Here is a 25582-nt window from a genome sequence, read left to right on the forward strand (position 1 = left end):
TTAGAATTACCGTTCCGTGTTATCACTCTTTGTACTGGTGATATGGGCTTCGGTTCTGCTAAAACATATGACGTAGAGGTGTGGATGCCAGCACAAGGCAAGTATAGAGAAATCTCTTCTTGCTCCAATATGACTGACTTCCAAGCTCGTCGTGCCAATATTAAATTCCGTCGTGGACCAAAAGGTAAACCAGAATTTGTTCATACATTAAATGGTTCTGGTCTTGCTGTGGGCCGTACAGTAGCAGCTATTTTGGAAAATTACCAACAAGCTGATGGTTCTGTTGTAATTCCTAAGGTACTTGTTCCTTACATGGGCGGCGTAGAAGTAATCAAGGCAGCAAAATAAGAGGGGGCATTTGATGAAGTTCTTTATTGATACCGCAGAATTTGATGAGATTAAAGAAGCCTATGCTTTTGGTTTTATCGATGGTGTTACTACAAATCCATCTCTTATCGTAAAAGCTAAACGCGATTTAAAACAAGTTATTTCTGAAATCGCAAATCTTGTAGAAGGTCCCGTTAGTGCAGAGGTTATTTCTGCTGATGCTGAAGGCATGGTAGCAGAAGCACATGAACTTGTAAAGTTAGGCTCCAATGTAGTTATTAAAGTGCCTATGACTCCAGAGGGTCTTAAAGCTGTTGCAGTTTTAAGTAAAGAAGGTATTAAAACAAATGTGACTTTAATCTTCTCTGCTAACCAAGCGTTGTTGGCGGCTCGAGCAGGTGCTACTTATGTTAGCCCATTTGTGGGACGCGTTGATGATATCAGCATGGATGGTCTTACATTGATTCAAGATATTGCAGATATTTTCGCTATTCATGAAATTGAAACTGAAATCATTGCGGCTAGTGTGAGAACACCGTTGCACATTATTCAATGTGCTAAAGCGGGTGCTCATATTGCAACTGTTCCATTTAAAGTACTTATGCAAGCTATGAAACATCCGTTGACTGATGCGGGTCTTGCAAAGTTCATGGAAGACTGGAAACAAGCTAATCAATAAGTTGAATAGAGACTCTAAGTAGGAGTCATATCAAAACATAGAGGACTTATAAGGAGGCCCATTATGGATCGTACATTATCTTTGGAATTTGCTCGTGTCGTTGAAGCCGCTGCTTTGCGCAGTGGTCGTTTGCTTGGCCGCGGTCAAAAAGACGCAGCTGATGGTCTAGCTGTAGATGCTATGCGTCAAGCTTTTGACTCTGTTCGCATTTCTGGTACTGTAGTTATCGGGGAAGGCGAAATCGACGAAGCGCCTATGCTTTACATTGGGGAACATGTAGGTGCAGGTGGTCCAGAAGTAGATATCGCAGTTGACCCTATTGAAGGGACAAACTTGATTGCAAAAGGCCAAAACGGCGCTATTGCAGTTATGGCTATTGCTGAAAAAGGTGGCTTATTGCATGCACCAGATATGTACATGGAAAAACTTTGTGTTGGTCCTCGTGGTGCTGGCGCTATTGATATCACTAAATCTTTAACTGAAAATATCAAAAATGTAGCAGCTAAAATGGAGCGCAGCGTAGATGAAATTACGTTGGTTATGCTCGATCGTGAGCGTCATCAAGGTTTGATGAAAGAAGCGCGCGAAGTAGGTGCTCGTATTATGCTCATCTCCGATGGTGATGTTAACCCAGCTATGGAATGTTGTATCGAAGGTTCTGGTGTACACATGGTTGTTGGTACTGGTGGTGCACCTGAAGGTGTATTGGCTGCTGCTGCGTTAAAATGTGTAGGCGGCGATATGCAAGCTCGCTTGAAACCAGAAACAGAAGAAGAAATTCGTCGTTGCCATGAAATGGGGATTACCGATGTAAACCAAGTGCTTACATTGGATGACTTAGTTCGCACTGATGATGTTATCTTTGCGGCTACAGCTATTACACGTGGTAATTTATTGAACCCAATTCAATACTTCCCAGGTGGTGCGCGTACACATACTATCGTAATGCGCTCTAAAACTGGCACTGTACGCTTCCTTGATACAGTACACATGGATGATAAATTGAAATCCTTAAAAGCAAAATAATAAGAAGCCCCTCTACATGAATGGGACCTAAAAATTCAACAAAATTTTTGGTGAAACCATTAAAAAAAAGAGGGGCTTTTTTCTCAGTATTTTCTCACATTCTCTTGATGAGATATATCGAAAAATAGTATAATAACATTTAGTATATGACGTTATAAATACAACGTCTTGTAGTTTATACAAGATGATCGATATAAAGTGTAGGAGGAATTCTGTTGGAAAAGCTAATCATTCAAGGTGGCAATCGGTTGGAAGGCCGTGTACGTGTTAGTAGTGCTAAAAATGCGGTACTCCCTATTATTGCCGGTACTTTGCTAGCATCAACGCCTAGTAAATTACTTGAAATTCCAAATTTGGAAGATGTAGGTACGATTTGCCAAGTTATCGAGTCTTTGGGGGTTAAAATTACTCGTAATGAAGCAGATGATGAAATCATTTTCGATGCATCTACATTGACTGCTACGGAAGCTCCTTATGAACTTGTACGCAAAATGCGTGCATCCTTCCTTGTTATGGGGCCTCTTTTGGCGCGTAAAGGAGAGGCTAAAATCTCCATGCCTGGTGGCTGTGCTATCGGCGCGCGTCCTATCGACCTTCACTTAAAAGCTTTTGAAGCTTTAGGTGCTAAAATTGAAATTACTGAAGATTATGTATATGCTCATGCTCCGGAAGGCCTTAAAGGCACTCAAATTTACTTGGACTTCCCAAGTGTAGGGGCTACTGAAAACGTAATTATGGCGGCATCCATGGCGGAAGGTAAAACTGTTATTGAAAATGCTGCAGAAGAGCCTGAAATCGTTGATTTAGCAACATTCTTAAATGCTATGGGCGCTAATATCCGCGGTGCTGGTACAAATGTAATCCGTATCGAAGGTGTACCTCAATTACATGGTGCTATTCATACGGTTATTCCTGACCGTATCGAAGCTGGTACATATTTAATTGCAGCTGCTATGGCTGGCGGCGATGTATTCGTAGAGAATGCGTTACCAGAACATTTGAAACCTGTAGTAGCTAAATTAAAAGAAGCTGGCGTTACTGTAGAGGAAGAAATCGACGGTATTCGCGTTATCAGTACTGGTAAAGGCATTAAAGCTGTAGATATTAAAACATTGCCATATCCAGGTTTCCCAACAGATATGCAAGCTCAATTTATGGCGCTTACTACTATTGCTGAAGGTACAAGTACAGTAACAGAAACAGTATTTGAAAACCGTTTCATGCATGTTGCTGAACTTCGTAAGATGGGTGCTCATATCGATATCGACAATCGACAAGCGATTGTAGAAGGTATGCCTCGCTTGCACGGTGCCGTAGTAAATGCTACTGACTTGCGCGCTGGTGCAGCTCTTGTTTGTGCTGCGTTGACTGCAGAAGGTAGAACTGAGGTAGGCCGTCTACATCATATCGATCGTGGCTATGATGATTTTGTAGGTAAATTGCAAAGGTTAGGTGCTGATATTGTTCGGGTTGACGAATAAGAGTACAGAGCCAAAACAGAATAATAAGAAAAGAAGCCGGCGCTCTAAAGGGCCGGCTTTATACAACAAGCAACAAAACCTCGGTGCTGCAAAGGTTGAAAACTCTAAAGCGAGCACGGCTCGTAAGCCCTTGCGTAGAACAAAGCGAAAATCTACGAAGCTTTCAGAAGGTGTAGCAAAACAAGCTAATCACTTAGCATCTAATATGCGTGAGGCTATGGTTAGAGTCACTAAAATGCGCCGTGCTGAGCGTCGCAGCCGTGAAATGGTAGCTATTGCTAAAACTACGCCTGCTATGACGTTAAAGCGTTTAGTTCGCCCTGAGCAAGTTGGGGATTTAATGGGCCGATTAAATCAATCCTTAAATTTTGATTTGGGAATCGATTTAGGAACTGCCAGCATTCTCATTTTTGCTAAGGGAAAAGGCTTGGTCCTTGATGAACCAGCTTATATAGCAAGAGATGATAAAACCGGTGATATTCTTGCCTTAGGTGAAGCAGCCCGTTCTATGGTGGGGCGTACGCCAAAGGGCATTTCTGTCATCCGACCTGTTCAAGCCGGTGTTATTGCAGACTATGATATGACTGAGTTCATGTTAAAGTACTTCATTCGCTCTGTTGTACCTGCTTCTCGATTGATGAAAACACGCATTATTGTATGTGTTCCATCGGGCATTACACCTGTGGAAAAGCGCGCTATTTTAGAGGCTTTGCTTAGAACGGGGGCCAAAAAGACGGTTCTTATTGAAGAGCCGTTGGCTGCTGCTATGGGGACCGGGCTCAACGATGCTAAGCAGGTAGGTGCTATGGTTGTAGATGTTGGTGGTGGCACCACAGATATTGCCGTTCTCTGTGATACAGGTGTCGTTGTAAGTGAATCTCTCCGTATAGGTGGAGATTCTTTTAACGAATCTATAATTCGTTATATTCGCCGGAAGAAGCGTCTTGTCATTGGTCCATTAACAGCTGAGAAGATTAAAATTTCTGTTGGTACTGTGGATCGCCGTGCTAAGGAACGTACTATAGAGGTACGTGGACGTGATGCGAGCTCTGGCTTGCCTAAGATGGTAGCGGTAAACTCTTTAGAGATTCAGCGTGCTTTAGAGGCACAAGTAATGAATATTTTAGAGGGCATTAAATCTATTTTAGAAAAAACGCCACCTGAACTTGTGGCTGCCATTAATGATCATGGTATCATCCTAACGGGTGGTGGTGCTCTTATCGATGGTTTAGACCGAGTTATAACACGCTCTATTGGCATTGCCGCATACCTTGTGGAATCTCCTCGATATGCTGTTATTAAAGGTGTTGCAAAGGCTCTTGATGAAATGTCACAACTTCGTGATACATTAGATGAGTTACAATGATATACGATTTTGATTTAAGATAAATGTAACGAAGTTACTAACTATGAGTTGACCATTATTTAATGGTTCCTCTATAGCTAGTAACTTCGTTTTTTAGTTTATATTTTTGAAATTTTCATCTTTATGATGTATACTATAGTAAAAGTATATTGTATAAAATTGATATAAAAATATGACCATTAATATGGTTTATCGTTGTAGAGGAATTATATATGAAACGATATCTATACATGACTTTTGCTGTTTTAGGTTTCTTAGGCAGCACTGTTCCTTATGCTGAAGCAGGTAATTTAACAGGGGTGCGCGTATCTAATCATGAAGGTACTAGTCGCATAGTTTTGGATGTATCTGAAATGCCCGTGTCTTGGACTCGCTCCTATAATGAAGCTACCCATGCTTTAACCCTTAACTTAGGGGGGACTACAAATGGTCTGACAGGGCCTATTAGTCAGAATGATACTAAGACCGGTGTTCTAAAAGGTATTGGTTTACAGCCAGTAAATGGAAGTTTACAAGTAACTTTAACGGCCAATAAGGATGTACAACATCATGAGTTTACTTTGGAAAAACCAACACGTATCGTTGTAGATCTATTTTCTAGCTATGCCCAACAGACGACAAAAGATATAAATAAATCTGTGGCGTACAGCAAGATTAATAACACAGTGCCTGAAGGTAAAATTCAAGCTTATGCTTTAACTGTAGATAATGATTCGCCTATGGTGGTAGCCCATGTTCCGGAAGGAAAAACGTTAGCTGCTGTCAGTCAGGCTCATACTGCTTTGATTGGAGCTAAGGTAAAAGGTGGTAGTTTTGAACGTCCTTATTCAGTAGCTAGCGATGGCACCATCGATTTAGAGCGTATCTCTAATCGTGGTACTTTGCGCTATACTCCGAATCGCGGTTATTTCATAGAAGAGAAAAAGCCATTATTACAAGCTAAAACGCAAAAAGAGAGCTTTATGATTACTGCTGTGAATTCTCCGCGCAAAGAGAACGCTTTGACCTTGTATACAAATGCTTATGGACCTTCTACGAAGACCAATGACTATGGTTACGAAGTGACTGTAGCCAATGGTAAGGTTACTAGTGGACAAAATGGTAACTCTAAATTAGGGGAAAACCAATATGTGTTATCTGGTCACGGTGAGGCTCGTGAGATTTTACGTAAGTTAAAGGTAGGAACACCTATTACGATTCAAAATCGTCCAGAGCTTGCTCAAGTAAGTACGACTGGTGGTGCTAGTCTACAAGTGGGGACAATGGTGATGAAAAATGGTCGCTATGTAGGGGCTGATTCATCTAATAATAAAGCACGTAGCTTTATTGGCACTACAAAAGATCATAACTTGGTTGTATTAGCTGTTGATAAAGCAGGGCTTCAATCTGTTGGTGTCACTCAAAAAGAAGGGGCAAAGCTATTATCTAAGCTTGGCGTAGTAGATGGTGCTGAGTTGTCTAACCAAGGTAGTGTGGACTTAGTTGTGAAAGATGAGTATGTACATAAATCATCTTCTTCTCCTACAAGCTATGAGGATATAGTAATCATAAAATGAATTCGTTGCATACAATTTTGTTTGAAAAATTGTTAATAATTTAGTATACTATACATACATAACTAATTTTGTAAAAGGAGGGATCGTTATGAAAAGAGTAGTGTTGGCCTTAGCTGCGCTAGGCATTCTAAGTGTTAGCTCTGTAATGGCGGCCCCTGTATCATACCAAAGTGTATTAACAGGTAAAGTTGCCTCTACAGTTTCTGTTGGCGCTTCTGTAACAGAAGGTCAAACATTGGTGACTGTCGAAACATTGGCTGGCCCTATGGCTGCAGCTAAATCTACTGTAACTGGTACTGTATCGGCGGTTAATGTTACAGTGGGTTCAGACGTTTCTCGTGATCAAATCGTTGTCACCGTAGAAAGTAAATAAAGGAGAGAAGGAATGAAGTTTTCTCATTCTTGGCGTCGGTATAGAAAAGCGATACTGGCGCTTTTCTTCTGTACTTCACTTACAGCTGCACAGGCTGTTGATTTCATGCCTGTCAATGATGTAACTACAGGTATGGAAGGTATTGCAAAAACTGTAATCGTAGGGGATACTATCTCCACCTTTGATGTAAAGGTGCTTGGTGTCATGAAGGATAAGGGCCCATCTGGTCATCTTATTTTGGCAAAATTCTCCGGTCCTGTTATGGAACAAACCGGCGGTATTGCTCACGGCATGAGTGGTAGCCCTGTATATATAAATGGCAAGCTAGTTGGCGCTGTTGCTTATGGCTGGGGGTTTGCAGATGGCACAATTGGGATGATTACTCCTATCGAGGATATGGTAAAACTATGGAATATTCCATACGAGAAGAATTTATCTAAACCTTGGGATGATACTCAATTGATACCACTTGGTACTCCGCTTATGGCCTATGGCTTTGATGCGGCATCCATGGATTACTTTAAATCCAAGTTGCCACAATATAAATATGAAACTTATGATACGGCCAGTGCTAGTGGTGATGAAATTGCAAAACCTCTAGAGGCTGGTGGTTCCGTAGCGGCATTATTGGTTGATGGAGACCTTAAATTAGGGGCTATTGGCACTGTTACGTATGTAGATGGTGAAAAAATCGTAGCCTTTGGTCATCCGTTCTTGAAGCACGGTTCTTCTAACTACTTTATGCATAATGCAAGTATTTTTACAGTAGTTAAAAGCTATAATGCAGCATTTAAACTTGGCTCTATGGGCCAAGAGGTGGGTTCTGTTACCGAAGATAGAGGGGCAGGCATCGCTGGTGTATCTGGCGTAATTGCTCATGGCATTCCATTGCGTTTCCATTTAAAAGACCGCGATATGGGCCGTGATAAGACCAGTTCTGTTAAGGTAGTAGAAGATAGCGAAATGACACCAACTTTAGCAGCTACATCCTTGTATAATATGTTAAATAAAACATTGGATCGTAGCGGCTCTGGTACGGCGACAATTTCCTATACTATTACGCCTAAAGGCAAAGAACACAAGCCGTTAACGCGAACAAATATGTTCTATAGCGCAGACTCTATTTCTGAGAAAGCTGTTGATGAGTTCTATAATGTTATCGATGTTCTAATGAATAACCGATTCATCAATTATGAAATTGCGGATATTACAGTTGAGACGGAAGTAACTCAAGATAAGAAAACAGCAAAGCTCATCGATGCGTCTGCATCATCTACCGTTGTTTCTCCTGGGGATACAATCGTTGTAGATGTAACATTAGAACCGTTCCGCGGTGAAAAGGTTGTTAAACAAATCTTCTTTAAGGTTCCTGAAGATCAAGCGATTGGTAAGTATACCTTAGAGGTGCGTGGCGGTGGAGAAATTCCATTGCCATATGTATTGGAAAAACAAAAATATAACTTAACAGATGAAATTCTGCGCCGTTTGAAAATTCATAAAGACTTTGATGAGCTTTACGATGAAATTCAAAAAACGGATACGAATAATCAAATCGTCGTAGAATTCTTGGAAGACGGCATTAGTTTAGTTGATGAAGACGGTTCTAAATCTGTTAAGAAAGCTAAAATCAAAGATGTTGAATCAAAACCTATGCCAGGGGATGTACAAAAGAAAACAGGTCAAGAAGACTTGAGCTCTGGCAAAGATGATGATAAAAAAATCGAAAAGACTGCCGTTGATACTGAGTACATCGTACAAGGCGATGGTCAATTTACGATTCATGTTATGAAACCAGCTGATCGTGATAAAGAACTTGCTAAACGGGTAAAAGAAGTTAAAAATCAGATTAAGATGGAACATAAATTAGAGTTGGAAGACCAAGCCAAGAAAGACAAAGCTGATAAAAAAGAAGCTAAAAAATCCGATAAAAAGGATGTAAAAAATTCCGATGAAAAGGAGTCCAAAGAGGCTGATAAAAAAGGCGAGTCTAAGGTGGATGGTACTAATTCAGCTGAATAAGTTAAGACTGTAAGGGGAATGGGTGAATCTGTTGAATTGGCTTGAATCGATAGGTAGAACCGTAATAAACGGCCTATCGCAGATGGGTAGTGCTACATTACTGGTGTGGCACACTATTAAACAACTAAAAATGATTAATCTGTGGCATGTGTTTCAGCAGATGGCTCACCTTGGGGTGGACTCATTGCCGATTATAAGCTTAACCTTGCTCTTTGCAGGCGCGGTTATGACTTTGCAGATCACAGATGTATTGATTACGTATGGCGCACAAAGCACAGTAGGTGGTCTTATGGCGGTGGCTATGGGACGTGAATTGGGGCCTATCTTAGTAGGTGTCGTACTCGCTGGCCGTGTAGGTGCTGCCATTACTGCAGAAATTGGCACTATGAAGGTAACAGAGCAAATTGATGCTCTTCGCGTTATGGCTGTTGATCCAGTAGGTTACCTCGTAGTTCCTCGTGTGGTTGCCTGCATGGTCATGGTTCCAATCTTGGCCTTTTACGGTGTGGTAATTGGTATTGCAGGTGGTTACTTTGTAGCTACTGTTATTAAAGGTTTGGCACCGAGCACATATTTAGACTCCATTCAAATGTTCTCTACTATTTCTGACTTTACATTAGGTTTAATTAAATCTAGTGTATTCGGCGCAGTTATTGCGTTGGTAGGTGCATATAAGGGGATGGAAACTAAAATGGGCGCAGAAGCAGTAGGCTTCTCCACAACTAGTTCTGTGGTGACTAGTATCATTTTAGTATTTGTATTAAATTACTTTTTATCTACTTTGTTATATTAGTAGAAGTTTTAGAGGGATTTATGATAGAACTACGCAATGTTGTAGTTGCCTATGAGTCGCGTGTGATTTTAGACTCCGTTAATCTCACTATTAATGATGGGGAAACACTAGTTATATTAGGTGGTAGTGGTAGTGGTAAAAGTACATTACTTCGATTGCTGATTGGCTTACAACGTCCTACATCGGGGCAGATTATCGTAGATGGCACAGATATAACAACATTATCTGAAGATGAATTTAATACAGTACGAAGAAAAATGGGCATGGTGTTCCAATACTCTGCTCTATTTGACTCTATGTCGGTGGGGGAAAACGTAGCCTTTGGTCTACGTCAGCATACGAAGTTAGGGGAAGACGAGATTAAACGCATTGTGGCAGAGCGACTCGACTGGGTCGGTCTTAAAGGATATGAATCCTATATGCCAAATGAATTATCTGGTGGTATGAAGAAGCGTGTTAGCTTGGCTCGCGCTATCGCACTAGATCCTAGTTTAATTCTTTATGATGAACCATCGTCTGGTTTGGATCCAATTACATCAGGTACAATTAGTATGTTGATAAAGGGGATGCAAAATCGGCTCGGTTGTACCTCTATCGTAGTAACACATGATATGCAATCTGCATTTTATGTAGCCGATCGCATAGCTTTACTTGATAAGGGGCGTTTTGTAGAAATTTCTGATACAATAGACTTTAAGAATTCTACAAATAAGAAGGTACAACAGTTTATTAATGGCGAAGCAGAACCGATTAACGTATCTGCGATGGGAGATATATAATGAAGTGGACGACGGAGGCCAAGGTAGGGGCTTTCACAATAATAGGTATAGCATTATTTATTGCAGGCATACTGTTCGTAGGTCGCATAGATATATGGGCTAAACCACAAATGACAATTACTGGCGATTTTGCCCAAGTAAATGGTTTAAAAAATGGCAACCAAGTTAAGTTTTCAGGCGTAGCCATTGGATCAGTTTCTGATATTGAAATTACACCACGTGGCGTTGTAGTCAAGATGAAACTTGATGAAAAAACACAGATTCCAAGTGATTCTATTTTCACATTAGGCTCTGATGGTTTCTTGGGTGATAAATATATTCAAATTTCACCGGGCCAATCTAAAGTATATTTACAAGATGGTGACTCTGTTAAAGGGGAAGGCATTGATGCTATGGATAAAGCCATGCAAAGTGCTCAGAAATTAATGGATGGCACCGAAAAAATGTTGCAGTCCATCAATAGTATCATTGGTGATCCGGCAACTCAAAATGCATTGAAATATTCCTTGCAATCTACTGCGACGATGGCTGATAATGCAGTAGCGATTACGCAAAATATGGCGGAGGTTACAGCGCAGCTAAATCAAGCGGCTCAGCAATTTAACGCTGATGGCAATGCAGGTAATGACATGCGTGCTATTTTGACGAATTTGAAACAAACTACGGATCGCGTAGATAATATGGCTCGTTCCATGGAGTCTACCGTAACAGATCCTAAAGCACAGGAAAATATTAAGGAAACATTACATAATACGGCACAAATTTCTGCGCGTATCAACAAATTGATGGGTGGTAAGGCGTACCAAACTGATGCAAATGGAAATGTTGTAGAGGTTGGTGCAAGTGAAAAAAAGTCTTCCCCTAAGGTTGAACCATCTGTAGATATGTTGTATAACACTAACGATAATGAATTCCGCATCAATGGTCGACTTCGTGCATTCAACGATAAAGGTATGGCTGAAATTGGCCTTTCCAATATTGGGGATGATACAAAATTTGATCTAAATGCAGGTAAATTTGTCAGTTCTAAATGGTTAGTGCGTGGTGGTATTTTTGAAAGTGAATTGGGTGTAGGCGTAGATTATAATTTACGTGGTCCTGTATCCTTGTCTGCTGCTATGTATGATCTTAATCATCGTAAATATCGTATTCGCAGTGATATACGTTTATATAAAGATACCTATGGCGTTATTCAAATGACCAGACCATTCAGCTCTACGAATGGAGGTACCTATTTCGGTATTAAACAAGTATTCTAATGACTAATACATTTACTCTTTATGAGTATGGAGGTACATATTATGAATAAAAAGGTATTATCCTTAGGCGTAATGCTCTCCTTAGCTACTACTGGTGTAATGGCTGCCGATAGCGTAACTACATCTGTTAATAATGGTGATCAACTCACTAAATATCAGAAAGAGGCTATTCAGTTAACACAAAAGCAATTGGCTAATAAAGCAGTTCAAGATAGCAAGACTTATGAACATGCACTAGCTCTTGATGAGATTCGTACTATTGATTTAGCATTGGCTAATAACCGTACTGCAAAACAAACTAAGTGGGGTTACGAGGCTGCAAAATCTGCAGTGAGTCAAGTGGCTGCTGGGAAAAACCCAAGTGTAAGCTATGGTTGGAGTGCTCAAAGAACTGGTGGAGATACTGGCAGTGGTAAGACTGGTAGCCATAATTTCTCTATTAGTGCGCCTGTATTCAATCCTCAACTTGATGCGAGCATTGATTCTGCTCGTTATACTCGTGAAGGTACTGGTGCTAGTTATGAAGAAGCCCTTCAACAAGCAAAATATGATGCTATCAGCGGCTACTATACATTGATTATGAACCGTAATCTTGTTGAGGTGGCTCAACAAGCGGTTAAAGACTATCAAGGTCATGTAACCAATGTAGAAGCACAATATAATGTAGGCTTAGTAGCAAGCTCTGATGTATTGGCTGCTAAAACTAATCTTGCTGGCTCTGAAACATCTCTTGTAAAAGCACAAAATACTGCGAATTTAGCAGAAGCAAGCTTGAACCAAGTTATTGCATATCCTGTACAAACGTCTATTACTACGGCAGAACATGATTTGCAATATAAGCCATATAATGTAACGTTAGAGCAAGCTAAAGCGTATGCTATGCTTCATCGATCCGCTCTTGTAAAATCTGCTCTCGATGTAAAATCTGCTGAAGAAGCTGTAAGATCTGCTAAAGCAGGTTATTTACCAACTGTAGCAGTGAAAGCTGGTCGTGGTTATATTGATCCAGATGGTTACTTTGGTACAAGCACAAAATCCTGGAGTGTAGGTGCTAGTGCATCTTGGAGCTTATGGGATGGTGGTGCTACACAAAATGCGATTAAAAAAGCAAATGCACAACTTGAACAAGCTAAAGAAGCTAACTTAGCAACTGTAGATGCTGTATTATTAGCCGTACAAAAAGCATACTTGAACTTGCGTTCTGCTGAACAAACTATTCAAAGTACACAAACTGCAGTAGCTCAAGGTCAAGAAAGCTTCCGTATTGCTACACTTCGCTATCGTGCAGGTGTTGGTACTAACCTTGACGTTCTCGATGCTGAAACTAAATTGACTACAGCTCGTAATAACTATGTACAAGCTCTTTATAATTACAACATAAGTATTGCAGCTCTTGAACAATTAACAGGTGTTCCTTTGAATACTCCAGTTGGTCAAGGTGCTGAGATTATTGCGAATAGTGGCGCCCTTGAACAATTGGCAAAACTTGGTAGCAACCAATAATATAATATGTAACAAAAAGACGACTTCGGTCGTCTTTTTTGTTACCATTTATATTTTATATGTGTGCTTCATATTGCTTTAGAATGGTTGTGCTATTGTATTAGCAATGTACTTATAGCAGAAATTGATTAATAAGAAATTATAATAGTTTTATAAAATTCATCTCTAAAACACTATGGTTATTACTGTGTCTGTGGTAAGATTAGTATATATATTTATATTATTCATAATGTGTATGGGAGTATCATTATGACCCGTAAAAAGTGGTGCCTTATAGGTGCAGCGATTTTAGGCTTATGTGGTGCTGGTGCCAGCATCAATCCTATCGCCCAAACTTATGTAGCACCTATGGTTAAAGAACAAGTAAATAATGCCATAAACGGATCTGTAAACTATGATTCTCTACGTATTAATTGGAATGGTGATGTAGTTCTAACGGACGTTACTATTAAAGATAGAGATGATCATTTAGTAGGGACTGCACGAGAGGTAGCAGTAGGGGTTAAGCTATCTGCTTTGCCTAGTATTATTACAAGTAATACATCAGGGGCAACGGCTATTTCAAGTGTGATTGTAGAGGCGCCAGATCTTCATATCTGGCAGCTAGCTGATGGATCGTGGAGTGTAGAAAAGTTAGTAAAACCATCTGACCCTAATAAGTCGGGCAGCTTTGATGGTTCTATTACGATAAATGATGGTCGCCTAGCTGTACGAACCAAAGATGGAATAAAGAGACATGTAGAAAATCTTGATGGTACTATAGCACTTAATATGGGTGGAATGTCTAAAGGAGCATTTACTGCTGATGTAGATGGCTCCGCTGTTGTACTAAATGGCAACATTGATATGGACAATGTATCCAATTTCGATCTCTTTGTACAAGCAGATGAAATTGATACGGCTGGTATCATGAGTTTTATACCACTTCGTAAAGATATATCTGTAACGGGTGGGAAATTACAAGACTTACATCTCAATGTTAAAAGCGAAGATGGCAATTACATCATGAGTGGTAATGTGGGCTTTAAAGGCTTAACAGGTACTTATAAGCGTGGTAATACTATTTATAATATTACCGATGGCACAGGCCGCATTATGCTAAATCATGACCAAATCGTTATTAGTCGTAGCTCTTGGCGTGTTAATGATCAAGTCGCCAAGGTTAATGGTCTTGTTATACTAGGTAAAGAGGAAGAGTATCTAAACCTTAATGTTGTAGCCGATAAGGTTACTTTAGAAGCGCTTACCGATGTAGGTGTAACTGGTGTTATCGGTGGCCGTGCACATATTGGGGGCACAACGGTAGCCCCTCATGTAGATGCTGCGATTAGCAGTGATGGTATTTCTTATAAAGGTTACTATATTGATCGCGTACAAGGCGATATTGTCTATGACGATGGATTAGTACGCCTTGAAAATACTCGTCTGTCAGTTGGTGAAGGTAATGCAAAGGTCAATGGTAAATATGTAGTTGATACAGGCGACTTTGATGCTACGGTAAAGGCCCAGAACTTACCGTTAGACACTTTCACAAAAGATATGTCCACCCCTGTTACAGGTAATGTGGATGGCGAGGTTCGTATCTTAGGTAAAAATAATCAAGTTACCGATGTAGTAGGCGCAGTTGAAGGGCGTCAAATTGGCATTCGTGGTGTAGTAGTTGATGCGGTAAAAGCTAATTTTACCCATAGTGATAATCGAACTAATCTTACTCTTGTAGGCAATATTGGGGATGGTGCGTTTAGCGGATATGGGTATATCCAAAATGGTAATGTAGATGCTACTATTTCCGGTAATGCATTACCATTGACGTCGTTAAGCCCTATTATTGGACAAGATGTAGATGGTACGTTGAATACGTCTATTACGATAAAAGGTGCTCTCGATAATCCAAATGTTAACGGTACTGTATGGGGCCAAGAGGTTCACTATAAAGGGACGCGATTTGATAATATCCATGGCGATATTCAGCTAGATAATCATGTTCTTACCATTACAAATGGCCATGTTGGAGATGCCAGTGGCGGCTATGATGTAACGGGCTGGTACAACATTAATACTGATGCATTAGACTTAAATGCACGGGCTCGTGCAGTACGTATTGAAAATTTAATCCGTACAGTTACAGATATTCCAATTACAGGTTGGTTTGAAACAGATAATCATATTACCGGTACTGCGGCGAATCCTATTGTAGAAGGTCGAGCTCATTTATGGGACGGTTCTGCCTATGGCAAGCTCGTAACTAATGCCTTTGCAAAATATAATTATAAGAATGATATATTAGAGCTGTATCGATTTGATATCGAAGGTTATGGTGCAACTATTACTGGTGGAGGTACAATCTCTAAAGACGCCATTAATGTTGACTTTGAAGGTAAAAAAATTGATATGGGCAGATTGCTCATCAATACAGACTATAAAGTTGATGGTTTATTATCAGGGCGTGGGATTATCACCGGTTCTATGGATAACCCTCAATTTAATGGATATATTTTATCTGATGCATTATCGATTAATGGGGAATTATTAAATGATATTCATGGCCATGTGTATGCAGATAAAACAGTAGTGAATGTACAAGACTTTACCTTTGCTGAAAAAGATGGTGGTCGTTATGTTGCTAAAGGCGGCATGAAGCTCGATGATAGTAAACAGCTATTTGGCGTGTTAGATGTTACTAATGGTAGTGTAAATAATTTACTAAACTTATTAGATCGTTCCAATGAACATCTTGATGGCAAGCTAAATGGCTCTGTAGAAATTGGTGGTACAAAGGATAATCCGAGTGTTAATGTAGTAGGTAAGATTAGCGATGTAAGTATTGATGACAAAGTTGTAGGTGATGCAACTCTCAATGCTAGCCTTGCAAACCGTAAGTTCAAAATTACAACCTTAAAATTACCTGTTGACCAAGGGCTCATCGCTATGGGGGGTACGCTCGATCTCGATGGACAAGCAGATTTACAGGTCGCATTAAAAGATGTTGATATTGTACCGTTCTTGCCATTAGTAGGTAAGGATATTCAAGCTACAGGCTGGGTAACAGGCGTTATAAATGTTTCTGGAGAAACGAAAAACCCTAAAGTAGAATTGTCTGGTGCTGTAGAGTCGGGCTCCTTTAATGGTATTGGTATCGACGAAGGCTTTGCGTTGGCTACTATGCAAGATCAAGTCATTCAGATTCAGCGAATTCAAGGTGCTAAAAGTGGTTACAAGCTAAGCATCTACGGTAAGGTTCCGTTAGCGGCTATCTATACGTCTGGTTATATTCCAGCAAATGATAGCAAGTCCATGGATGTAACCATTGACTTTAATGAAGCTGATATGGCTGTTATTCCGCTTGTTACGACGAGTGTAAAAAATGCAACAGGTCCATTAAAAGGCGTTATTAGACTTACTGGTACTATCGATCAACCTGAAGCCTATGGTACAGTTTCAGTTCGCAATGGTACGATGAAGCTAGCTAGTGTGGAAAATGAAATCACAGGAATTGATGGAGATTTAATTTTCTCTGGTCAACAAGGTGACTTCCAATCTCGTATTAATATGGGTAAAGGTTCTGCAGGTTTAGCTGCTAAGGTAAATTGGTCTGGTCATGAGCTTACCAACTATAAGGCTGCCGTTCAACTTGATGGACTCGATGTTCGTAGCGAATATGTAAGAGGCCCATTAAATGGTGAACTTTATATTGCGGAACGTGATGGATTACCTACCTTGATAGGTAATTTGGACCTAGAAAACATCCAATTTAAGATTCCTCTTTCCTTGCAGTCTAGTGAAAGTGGCACCAACATGGGTGTAGATGTTAATATTCATGCTGGCAAGGGCGTACGCTTGTATGATCGTACGTTGTATAACATGTTTATCGGTGGTGATGTTCATTTCGGTGGTACATTGCAAAACCCAACTGCTAGTGGTCAATTTGATGTAAGAAATGGTACGTTCAAATACTTGAGCCATGTATTTAATATTACAAAGGGGAATGCACACTTTGTAGGTGGCTCCTATTTGCCAAACTTACAATTAGAGGCTGAAACGAATGTAAGTAACTACAATATTATGCTTGGTGTAAAAGGGACTGTAGACCATATGGATCTTACTTTGTCGTCTAATCCTAGTTTGTCTAGAAAGCAAATTATTTCCATGTTAACCTTTGGTCGAGGTGCAGATTCTAATAGTAGTACATTGACAAATGATGATGTGAATGCTGTAGCTACAGCAGGCTTACAAATGTTTGCCTTTGGCTATGTACAAGATGCATTACAAAATACCTTAGGGTTGGATCGGATTAACATCACTACTGGATCTATTGATCCTGATGAACCGACGAATAAGGACACGGCTAGTAACTACAATATAGAAATTGGTAAGTATGTGTTGCCGAAAGTTATGTTGACCTATTCTCAAGGTATTAATAACAAGCAAAATAAATATGGTATAGAGTATTCTGTTAAACGAAACCTCAAGTTCACTGGATGGCGCACATCTCAAGGGAACAATTATATCGGTGGTCGTTGGACACGAAGCTTCTAAGTGTGTGGCTAGAATGTGTAAACCCCATAGGTATGCACATTCTAGTCATATTAATTTCATAAAATTTGTTTATAGTAGTACTCATTCCACGTAATTTATGCTATAATAATAAAGATTTATTAGTCTTTATAAAACAAGATGTAAACTCTTTATGGGGATGAGTTCTAGGAGGAATTTATGTTTAAACCAAAAGCCTATAAAAGTATGCTTGCAGCGTCCGTGTTGACGGCTGTCATGGGGACAGGCAGTGTATTTGCTGCTGAGGTACAAGCTGGCTATACTCCAGATTTAAATAGCACAACAACGACTAATGCTGCTACTACTAATGATGCAGCGACTACACAAGCTGTTTATAATGCTGATGCAGCTACACCTGCAACAACACAAGATGAGACTGATGCAGCTATTTTAGCAGCACGTGGTGATACAACTGTATCTAGCGACGGTACTGTAGTTAAAGGTTCTGACGGAACTGTTACCGTTAATAATGCTGCTTTAAAAACTGATGATAAACAAGTAAAAATGGTATCTAAAACTACTGGTGGTACTGACCTTGATAAGGCTGCTGAAAATGGCCAAACTCAAGCTGTTACAACAGTAGAGGCGCAATATGTTTCTTCTGCTAGTGCAGAATCTGTAAATCCATATGTAGGTAAATTGATTACTGGTTTATCTATTTCTGGTGTTACAGCGCAGCAACAAGCGGACTTATTGCCTATTTTGACTGAACGAGTGGGCGATGCTGTATCCGTTGATGGCGTATTTAGAGACGTAACTAATCTTGGCAATACAGGTTATTTCTCCGAAGTTAACCCTGTGTTCACAACAGTACCTGAAGGCGTTAAATTGGACTTTGCTGTAACAGTAAATCCAATTACTACAGGCGTATCCTTCGAAGGTAATACTGTTTACACATCCGAAGTATTGACTAAGTTCATGGATATCCAACCTGGTCAAGTTCTTAACTCTGTATACGTTGGTCAAAAAATTCAAGGTATCAACGCTGCATACGCTCGTGATGGTTACATGTTAGCTCACGTTGATGGCATCCGTGTAGATGACCAAGGCATGCTTCATGTACATATCGTAGAAGGCATTGTAGAGGATATCATTCCTGCTGGTAATAAGAAAACTCGCGATAAAGTTATTACTCGTGAATTTGTTCAAAAGAAAGGTAAACCTTTCAACAAATTCTTGGTACGTCGTTCCGTAGAACGCGTATACAACTTAGGCTTCTTTGACGATGTAAACGTTCGTATGTTACCTGGCGAACAAGATCCTAACAATGTAATCATTGAAATCGATGTATTAGAACATAAAACTGGTACTATTACATTAGGTGCTGGCTACTCCAAATCTGACGGCTTGATGGGTATCATTGAGTTCGGCGAAGAAAACTTCCGCGGTACTGGTGATAAATTTAAAGTTCACTGGGAAATTGGTGGTAAGAAAAAATACAAAAACTACCAAATTTCTTACTTAAAACCTTGGATTGATAGTAAAGGTACATCCCTTGGTTTCTCCTTCTTCAACCGTGAAGATGAATATACAGATTACAACGAAGATGGTAATGAAGTAGCAGAATACAATAAGAAATCTCGTGGTTTTAATATTTCCTTCGGTCGTCAAACTGGGGAATATACTCGTGATTATTTGACATTAGAATCCCGTAAAGATACATATAAATGGGATAGTGATGATAGTTCCGGTTACCGTTATGATACAGATGCTATTTCTAATACAACTGGTAGTGGCAATGATTGGAATAACACAAATCCAAAAACGGGTGGTAGTTGGAATTTTGCGTCCAATAATTATGTAAAAAATAACTTTGGCCGTATTAACTCCATTACATGGCAAAAAGTATACGATTCCCGCGATAATATTTATGATCCAACACGTGGTCGTCGTATTTCCTATACAGCACAATGGGCTGGTCATGGCTTAGGCGGTGATTTTGACTTCTATAAATTCACAGCTGAAACACGTATGTATAAAAAACTAGGTGCTAAAAATGTATTGGCATTCCGCGCACGTGGTGGTTTTATCCAAGGTGATGCACCTTACAGCCAATTGTTCACATTGGGTGGTGCTGATTCTTTACGTGGTTACGAAGATGATCAATTCCGTGGTAAGTACATGTACAATGCTACATTGGAATTCCGCTTCCCAATCGTTAAAAAGGTTAGTGGCGTATTGTTCACTGATATCGGTGATGCATGGGATGCACCAAATGTTACATGGTACAACAGCAAGAAAACATTTAACTATGGCGTTGGTGCAGGTGTTCGTGTTACAACCCCAATCGGTCCTGTTAAACTTGACTATGGCGTGGGTAAACACAAAAATAAATTCCACTTCAGCTTCGGTACACAATTCTAATATAGTAAAAGTATATGGTGGAGGCCTCTTTTCGGAGAGGCTTTCACCAATATCTCTATATGGCATCCTATGATGCAATAATTTACAGAAAAATTTATAGAAATGAGGGCACTCTATTATGATGCGAATGATGAATAACAAGGCGAATGTGAAGATTTTTTCCATCGTCATTGCTACCGTATTTATTATCGGTATTGGTGCATTAGCATATACTCAAATGGCTACGCCTAGTGGTAATGGTGGGGCTAGTACAATTGGTGTTATCGATACATCTCGTATGATGTCTCAAGATAATCCATTGTTTGTGTCTGCCGCACAAGAGTTCATGAGTTATCAAAGTCAATTACAACAAGAAACTCAAGCTAAAATTGATGCAGCACAAGATGATGCGACGAAACAAAAGTTAGTAGAAGAAATGCGTCAAAACTTGGCTAAAAAAGACCAAGAAATTGCTAAATCTATTCAAGATAAAGCTATGGAAGCAGCAAAAGCTGTTGGTGATGGTAAAGGTTTAAGCGTTGTTATGTCTAAAGATACTGTATTATACGGTGGCGTAGATATTACAGATCAAGTGTTGAAAAAATTAGCTGGCGATGCAAAAAAATAAGATGTAGTTCTATGTAAGGGAGAACGACAATGGACGGGAAAAAACGATATATAGGATTAGTCATATTTCTCGTTGCTGCAATAAGTGCTATGGTTTGGGCCTATGGGTTTGTAACAAATCGCCAACAAGGTCCAGATGGGGTATCCATAGGTGTTGTGCGTATTGATGATGTATTAGAGTTTAATCCATCTTATGAGGATTATAAGCAGGCTAAAAATGAGTTAGAACTTTTACAACGTCAATATGAACTTGAACAACAAGCCTTAAATGCCAAGTCGGAGACACAAGATGAACAGTTGAAAACACTTGCACTGGATTCAACCTTGTCAGATGCTCTTACGGTGGAATTGCAAACTCGTATTGCAACAAAAGAAAATGAATTAAATCAGCAATTAAATGCTAAGCGTAACGAATTGACTCAAAAATATTTAGCTGAGTTAAAAGTAAGTACTAACGAATATGATCTAGAAATCGTAAACCTTCAATTAGACTTATATGCTTATGATGCTCGTGTATATATTGACGATGCACAAAAGGCAGCCGCTATGGATGAAAAAGCCAAGAAAGAAGAACGATTAAAAGAGTTATTAGCTAAACGAAAACCATCGAATCTCGATGTGGATTCTATAAAAGCAAAGGTACAGGCTGAGCTTGCTCCAATGCAACAAAAAGGACAAGAGGAACTCAACCAATATGCGGCATCTCTACAGAAGGAGTTAGCTGAAAAACGAGATACTATGGTGCAACAACAAGCACAAGCTATCATTGTTAATAACAACCTTCCTGTAGCGCAAGAGTGGAATGATACGTGGGCGAAAAAACTTTCTGATAAAGAGGCAGAAGTAAGCGCTATTCATGAAGCTATTTTGGAAGATGTACGCATGCGCGTAGCTGTAATTGCAAAAGAACAACATTTAGATTTAGTCATCATTGATGATGGTGGCAATATTAAAGGACTTGATATTACTGATGCTGTTAAGGCATCCTATCGAGTTCAATAAGGAGTTATATAATGAATAAACGTATTAAATCTTTAGTATTGAGTGCAACTTTAGTGGCTTCTATGGCAATTTTAGGTGGTTGTGGTTCCAATAATATCGGTTATGTTGATACAATGAAAGTAGCTAACAGCACTGAAAAAGGTATTGAAATTACTAAAGAAATTAACGCTAAAAAAGCTGAGTTGAATAAAAAAATTGAAGCTGCTGACGATGCATCTAAACAAAATGTATATAACCAAGCATCTCAAGAGTTAACTGCTTTCACAAATGCAAAAGCACAAGAATATCGTCAATATCAAGAACAAAAAATTAATGAACTTGTAAAAGAGAAAAAACTTGATGTAGTGATTGAAAAAGGTGCTGTCGTAGGCGGTGGATCTGATGTAACTGAAGACTTGATCACAAAAATGGGTAAAGCATCTGAAGCTCAAATTAAAGAAGCTGAAGCGGCTGCAAAAGCTGAAGAGCAACAAGAAGCTCAACAAAATGCTCAACAAGCAGGTCAAGCTACAGCAGTTACTACTGAAAACGCACAATAATTAAGGATTATCACAGGGGGAGGAGTTTACCTTGGAAAAAACTTTACAGGAACTCGCAACATTGGTAGGCGGTCGCGTTGTAGGCGATGAGTCTATTGTCATTACTGAGACACGTGGCTTTGAACAAGCTGTTAAACAATCCATCACTTTTGCTATTGGTGAATATGTTGAACATATTGCATTATGCCAAGCGGGTGCTGTTATCGTTGAATCTGAAGTGAAAGATGCACCGATGGCACAAATCGTAGTCGATAATGCAAAAGCAGCATTTGCACAAGTGTTAGAACTCTTCCATCCACCTGTTGTAGTACCACGTGAAGTACATAGTACTGCAATTATTGGCAATAATGTAACTCTTGGTAAAAATGTAGCTATTGGTGCCTATTGCGTTATTAATGATAATGCAGTTATCGGTGATAATGTAACGATTCGTCCTTATGTATATATTGGTCATAATGTGCGTATCGGTGAAGATTCCGATATTTATGCAGGTGCTATTGTACATGAAAACTGTATTTTAGGTAAACGCGTTGTATTGCGCGCTAAAGCAGTTATCGGTGGCGAAGGCTTTGGCTTTGCTACAGAAAATGGTGTTCATACTCACATTCCTCAAGTAGGCAATGTTATCCTCGAGGATGATGTAGAAATCGGCTCCTGCACTACCATTGACAATGCGACTATGGGATCTACATTGGTGCGTCGTGGTACAAAAATAGACAATCTTGTTCACCTTGGACATAATGTTGAAATCGGTGAAGATTGCTTCTTGATTGCTCAAGTTGGTATTGCAGGCAGTACAAAATGTGGTAATCATGTAATCTTTGCAGGTCAAACAGGTTGTACTGGTCATATTACAATTGGTGATAATGTACAATTTGCTGGTAAAACAGGTATTACTGGTAATGTACCATCTAATTCCATCATGGCTGGTTATCCAATGAGACCTCATAAAGAGTGGTTAAAATTGGCGGCCTATGAAAATCGTTTGCCAGATATGGTGAAAACTGTAAAACAATTACAAAAAGAAATTGATGCTTTAAAAGCACAGCTTAAGGAGAGCTAATAATCCATGTATAGGTTTATGAAAATCTTTAGTGCCTTTATTTGCTTATTACCTAAAGGTTTGCAATATGCTATTGGTACATTGCTTGGTGAAATTGCGTGGCTAGCGGTACCGCCAAAGCGCAAGCGTCTAGCAATAGGCCAAATTCTATTCTGTAATATTACGGATGATCCTAAAGAAGCTCGTCGTATTGCTAAAGCTAGTACAACTCGCTTTGGACGTATGATTATTGATGTATTGCGATATCCTGAAATTAAGGATGGCGCATACAAAGATATGGTAGAGTTTATTAATCGTGAGTACTTAGATGATGCTTTGGAGAATGGCCGTGGAGCTATCTTAGCAGCTGTTCATAGCGGTAACTGGGAATTGCTTGGCGGTGTACTCGCCTCTGAAGGCTATCCATTGATTTCTGTAGCCATGAAACAAAATGGTGATGCAGACAAGTTTATCAATGAATATCGTCGTATTATGCACCAGCATGTAACGTATAAATCTGGTGTACGTGAAATGATTAATGAACTTAAAAAAGGTGCTTTTTTAGGTCTTATCATGGACCAAGATCCTGGTGATGATGGTGTACTTGTACCTTTCTTTGGTTACGAAACACTAACTGCTGCTGGTCCTGCAGTGTTGGCTCGTATGCAAGATGTACCAATTATCTTTGTGACTATTCATTATAGTCCATACTCTGGAAAACATGAGATTGAAGTTCATCCACCGATTTATGTAGAGCGTACAGATGATAAAAAACGTGATATAGCTGTAACTACAACTTTACTTAATGAGTTTATTGAAGACTATATTAGACGTTATCCTGAAGATTGGTTCTGGCTTCACAACCGTTGGAAGTGGACTCGTCGTTTCTATGGTGAACAAATAGAAACACCACCTGATGTATACCAATAATAAATTATTATAGAGAGATTTTATTTGTGCAATTTAAGGAATATTCTAAATAGAACTGATTCCTAGGGCATAGATGAAATCTCTTTTTATTTTGGGAATTATTACGCAGTATTTAAAAATAGGCTATTATAATTTTAAAGAATAAGAATAGGCTTTCAAAATAGCGTAATATGTGGTAAATTTCTTGTAACACCTATGCAAATAGGGTATAATACATATTGGTGTATAGTAAACGTGAATTCAGATTATGAAAGGACATTCTTATGAGTAAGCCCCAACAAACAATAGAAAAGGCTGTTTCATATCAAGGGATTGGCCTTCATAGCGGTGAACCAGTACATATGGTTTTCAGACCTGCACCTGAAGATACAGGAATTGTGTTTGTCCGCACGGACATTGAAGGACATCCTTCTGTGCGAGCACACATTGATAATGTGACGAACACTATGCGCGCTACCACATTGGAAAATGGTGAGGCAAAGGTATTCACTGTAGAACATGTGATGGCAGCGTTCAGTGCTATGAATATTGATAACTGTTATATTGAAATGGATTCTCCAGAGCCTCCTGTAGGTGATGGTAGTAGTGCTGTTTTTGTTAGTCTCATAGAAGAGGCTGGCATTGTAGAACAAACAGCGCCGCGTCATGTGTATAAAGTGACTCGGTCCCATGCTGTTTATGATGGAGACCGTTTTGTTGTGATTTTGCCATATGATGGATATCGTATGACTTTCACATCTATTAACAGTCATCCGTTGCTTGGCACACAACAATGTGATTTTGAAGTATCCCCTGAATATTTCAAAGAACATATTGGATCTGCTAGGACTATCGGATTTATGAAAGAGTTAGAACAATTACAGGCCATGGGCCTTGCAAAAGGCGGTAGCCTAGATAATGCATTAGTCTATGATGATGAGAAATGTTTATCTGTACCACGCTTTGATGACGAATTAGTTCGACATAAGGCGTTAGATGTTATAGGTGACTTATTCTTATTAGGACCGATTGAAGGTCATGTAATTGCTTTGAAATCGAGTCATGAACTTAATTCTAGATTGGCTCGCAGTATAATGGAAGAAATAAGGGAGACACAGCCATGATTCTTAATCACGAAGACATTTTAGAAATTTTACCTCATCGTTACCCAATGCTTTTGGTAGATCGTATTGTTGAGTTAGAACCTATGAAACGTGCTGTGGGTATTAAAAATGCTACATTCAACGAATTGTTCTTCCAAGGTCACTTCCCAGGTAATCCAGTAATGCCAGGTGTATTGCTTACAGAAGCAATTGCTCAAGTTGGTGGTATTGCTTTATTGTACCCAGAAGAAAACCGCGGTCTTACTCCGATGTTTACAGGTATTGATAAAGTACGTTTCCGT

General features: G+C 39.5%; 21 protein-coding genes. All 21 read left to right on the forward strand.

Annotated features, from left to right (window positions below; all coding sequences use genetic code 11):
- On the forward strand, positions 1–348 hold a 348-nt coding region (locus tag Q0F90_RS00745), incomplete at its 5' end, for an aminoacyl--tRNA ligase-related protein (protein WP_367113385.1).
- Positions 349–361: 13 nt separating this feature from the next.
- Entirely contained in the window at positions 362–1006 is a 645-nt protein-coding gene (gene fsa / locus Q0F90_RS00750) for a fructose-6-phosphate aldolase (RefSeq protein ID WP_296002174.1), read from the forward strand.
- Between the two features lie 63 nt (positions 1007–1069).
- Complete coding sequence (gene glpX, locus Q0F90_RS00755; protein WP_296002178.1) at positions 1070–2032, forward strand: class II fructose-bisphosphatase; 963 nt, start codon at positions 1070–1072, stop codon at positions 2030–2032.
- Between the two features lie 215 nt (positions 2033–2247).
- Complete coding sequence (murA, locus tag Q0F90_RS00760; protein ID WP_273298781.1) at positions 2248–3513, forward strand: UDP-N-acetylglucosamine 1-carboxyvinyltransferase; 1266 nt, start codon at positions 2248–2250, stop codon at positions 3511–3513.
- The gene (locus Q0F90_RS00765; protein WP_296002184.1) at positions 3494–4879 is read left to right on the forward strand and encodes a rod shape-determining protein; all 1386 of its coding nucleotides are present in this window, start codon (positions 3494–3496) and stop codon (positions 4877–4879) included. Before murA ends, Q0F90_RS00765 begins: the two co-directional genes overlap by 20 nt.
- A gap of 212 nt (positions 4880–5091) precedes the next feature.
- The gene (locus Q0F90_RS00770) at positions 5092–6435 is read left to right on the forward strand and encodes a phosphodiester glycosidase family protein (RefSeq protein ID WP_296002187.1); all 1344 of its coding nucleotides are present in this window, start codon (positions 5092–5094) and stop codon (positions 6433–6435) included.
- Between the two features lie 88 nt (positions 6436–6523).
- Positions 6524–6808 (forward strand): biotin/lipoyl-containing protein, encoded by a 285-nt coding sequence (locus tag Q0F90_RS00775; RefSeq protein WP_009352733.1) that lies wholly within the window; start codon positions 6524–6526, stop codon positions 6806–6808.
- A 12-nt stretch (positions 6809–6820) separates the two neighbouring features.
- Positions 6821–8827 carry a SpoIVB peptidase S55 domain-containing protein gene (locus Q0F90_RS00780; RefSeq protein WP_296002198.1) on the forward strand — a complete coding sequence of 669 codons (2007 nt, stop codon included), beginning with the start codon at positions 6821–6823 and terminating at the stop codon, positions 8825–8827.
- 31 nt (positions 8828–8858) lie between these two features.
- Entirely contained in the window at positions 8859–9620 is a 762-nt protein-coding gene (locus Q0F90_RS00785; protein WP_296002232.1) for an ABC transporter permease, read from the forward strand.
- A 20-nt stretch (positions 9621–9640) separates the two neighbouring features.
- On the forward strand, positions 9641–10399 hold the full coding sequence (locus Q0F90_RS00790; protein WP_105081419.1) for an ABC transporter ATP-binding protein: 759 nt from the start codon (positions 9641–9643) through the stop codon (positions 10397–10399).
- Entirely contained in the window at positions 10399–11658 is a 1260-nt protein-coding gene (locus Q0F90_RS00795) for an MlaD family protein (protein ID WP_296002204.1), read from the forward strand. Before Q0F90_RS00790 ends, Q0F90_RS00795 begins: the two co-directional genes overlap by 1 nt.
- A gap of 42 nt (positions 11659–11700) precedes the next feature.
- Complete coding sequence (locus Q0F90_RS00800) at positions 11701–13161, forward strand: TolC family protein (protein ID WP_296002207.1); 1461 nt, start codon at positions 11701–11703, stop codon at positions 13159–13161.
- Between the two features lie 249 nt (positions 13162–13410).
- Complete coding sequence (locus Q0F90_RS00805) at positions 13411–17697, forward strand: translocation/assembly module TamB domain-containing protein (RefSeq protein WP_296002210.1); 4287 nt, start codon at positions 13411–13413, stop codon at positions 17695–17697.
- 177 nt (positions 17698–17874) lie between these two features.
- Positions 17875–20079 carry an outer membrane protein assembly factor gene (locus tag Q0F90_RS00810; protein WP_296002213.1) on the forward strand — a complete coding sequence of 735 codons (2205 nt, stop codon included), beginning with the start codon at positions 17875–17877 and terminating at the stop codon, positions 20077–20079.
- Between the two features lie 118 nt (positions 20080–20197).
- Complete coding sequence (locus tag Q0F90_RS00815) at positions 20198–20686, forward strand: OmpH family outer membrane protein (protein ID WP_296002217.1); 489 nt, start codon at positions 20198–20200, stop codon at positions 20684–20686.
- A gap of 29 nt (positions 20687–20715) precedes the next feature.
- Positions 20716–21687, forward strand: a complete 972-nt coding sequence (locus Q0F90_RS00820) for a hypothetical protein (RefSeq protein WP_296002219.1) — start codon at positions 20716–20718, stop codon at positions 21685–21687.
- A gap of 11 nt (positions 21688–21698) precedes the next feature.
- Positions 21699–22226, forward strand: a complete 528-nt coding sequence (locus Q0F90_RS00825) for a hypothetical protein (protein ID WP_296002221.1) — start codon at positions 21699–21701, stop codon at positions 22224–22226.
- A 31-nt stretch (positions 22227–22257) separates the two neighbouring features.
- The gene (lpxD, locus tag Q0F90_RS00830) at positions 22258–23289 is read left to right on the forward strand and encodes a UDP-3-O-(3-hydroxymyristoyl)glucosamine N-acyltransferase (protein ID WP_296002223.1); all 1032 of its coding nucleotides are present in this window, start codon (positions 22258–22260) and stop codon (positions 23287–23289) included.
- Between the two features lie 6 nt (positions 23290–23295).
- Positions 23296–24198: a lysophospholipid acyltransferase family protein gene (locus Q0F90_RS00835; protein WP_296002225.1), complete on the forward strand. Its 903-nt coding sequence runs from the start codon at positions 23296–23298 to the stop codon at positions 24196–24198.
- Between the two features lie 263 nt (positions 24199–24461).
- Entirely contained in the window at positions 24462–25301 is an 840-nt protein-coding gene (lpxC, locus tag Q0F90_RS00840; protein WP_296002228.1) for a UDP-3-O-acyl-N-acetylglucosamine deacetylase, read from the forward strand.
- Positions 25298–25582: 3-hydroxyacyl-ACP dehydratase FabZ (gene fabZ / locus Q0F90_RS00845; RefSeq protein ID WP_296002229.1), on the forward strand; the 285-nt coding region annotated here is incomplete at its 3' end. The genes lpxC and fabZ, both read left to right, overlap by 4 nt.

Origin of the sequence: uncultured Veillonella sp., from assembly GCF_934190855.1 — a bacterium.
Lineage (GTDB): Bacteria > Bacillota > Negativicutes > Veillonellales > Veillonellaceae > Veillonella.

What these genes read in the sequence shown, in the direction of transcription:
- fsa (WP_296002174.1), top strand. Translation starts at nt 362, where the DNA reads ATGAAGTTCTTTATTGATACCGCAGAATTTGATGAGATTAAAGAAGCC.
- glpX (WP_296002178.1), top strand. Translation starts at nt 1,070, where the DNA reads ATGGATCGTACATTATCTTTGGAATTTGCTCGTGTCGTTGAAGCCGCT.
- Q0F90_RS00770 (WP_296002187.1), top strand. Translation starts at nt 5,092, where the DNA reads ATGAAACGATATCTATACATGACTTTTGCTGTTTTAGGTTTCTTAGGC.
- Q0F90_RS00775 (WP_009352733.1), top strand. Translation starts at nt 6,524, where the DNA reads ATGAAAAGAGTAGTGTTGGCCTTAGCTGCGCTAGGCATTCTAAGTGTT.
- Q0F90_RS00780 (WP_296002198.1), top strand. Translation starts at nt 6,821, where the DNA reads ATGAAGTTTTCTCATTCTTGGCGTCGGTATAGAAAAGCGATACTGGCG.
- Q0F90_RS00790 (WP_105081419.1), top strand. Translation starts at nt 9,641, where the DNA reads ATGATAGAACTACGCAATGTTGTAGTTGCCTATGAGTCGCGTGTGATT.
- Q0F90_RS00795 (WP_296002204.1), top strand. Translation starts at nt 10,399, where the DNA reads ATGAAGTGGACGACGGAGGCCAAGGTAGGGGCTTTCACAATAATAGGT.
- Q0F90_RS00800 (WP_296002207.1), top strand. Translation starts at nt 11,701, where the DNA reads ATGAATAAAAAGGTATTATCCTTAGGCGTAATGCTCTCCTTAGCTACT.
- Q0F90_RS00805 (WP_296002210.1), top strand. Translation starts at nt 13,411, where the DNA reads ATGACCCGTAAAAAGTGGTGCCTTATAGGTGCAGCGATTTTAGGCTTA.
- Q0F90_RS00810 (WP_296002213.1), top strand. Translation starts at nt 17,875, where the DNA reads ATGTTTAAACCAAAAGCCTATAAAAGTATGCTTGCAGCGTCCGTGTTG.
- Q0F90_RS00815 (WP_296002217.1), top strand. Translation starts at nt 20,198, where the DNA reads ATGATGCGAATGATGAATAACAAGGCGAATGTGAAGATTTTTTCCATC.
- Q0F90_RS00820 (WP_296002219.1), top strand. Translation starts at nt 20,716, where the DNA reads ATGGACGGGAAAAAACGATATATAGGATTAGTCATATTTCTCGTTGCT.
- Q0F90_RS00825 (WP_296002221.1), top strand. Translation starts at nt 21,699, where the DNA reads ATGAATAAACGTATTAAATCTTTAGTATTGAGTGCAACTTTAGTGGCT.
- Q0F90_RS00835 (WP_296002225.1), top strand. Translation starts at nt 23,296, where the DNA reads ATGTATAGGTTTATGAAAATCTTTAGTGCCTTTATTTGCTTATTACCT.
- lpxC (WP_296002228.1), top strand. Translation starts at nt 24,462, where the DNA reads ATGAGTAAGCCCCAACAAACAATAGAAAAGGCTGTTTCATATCAAGGG.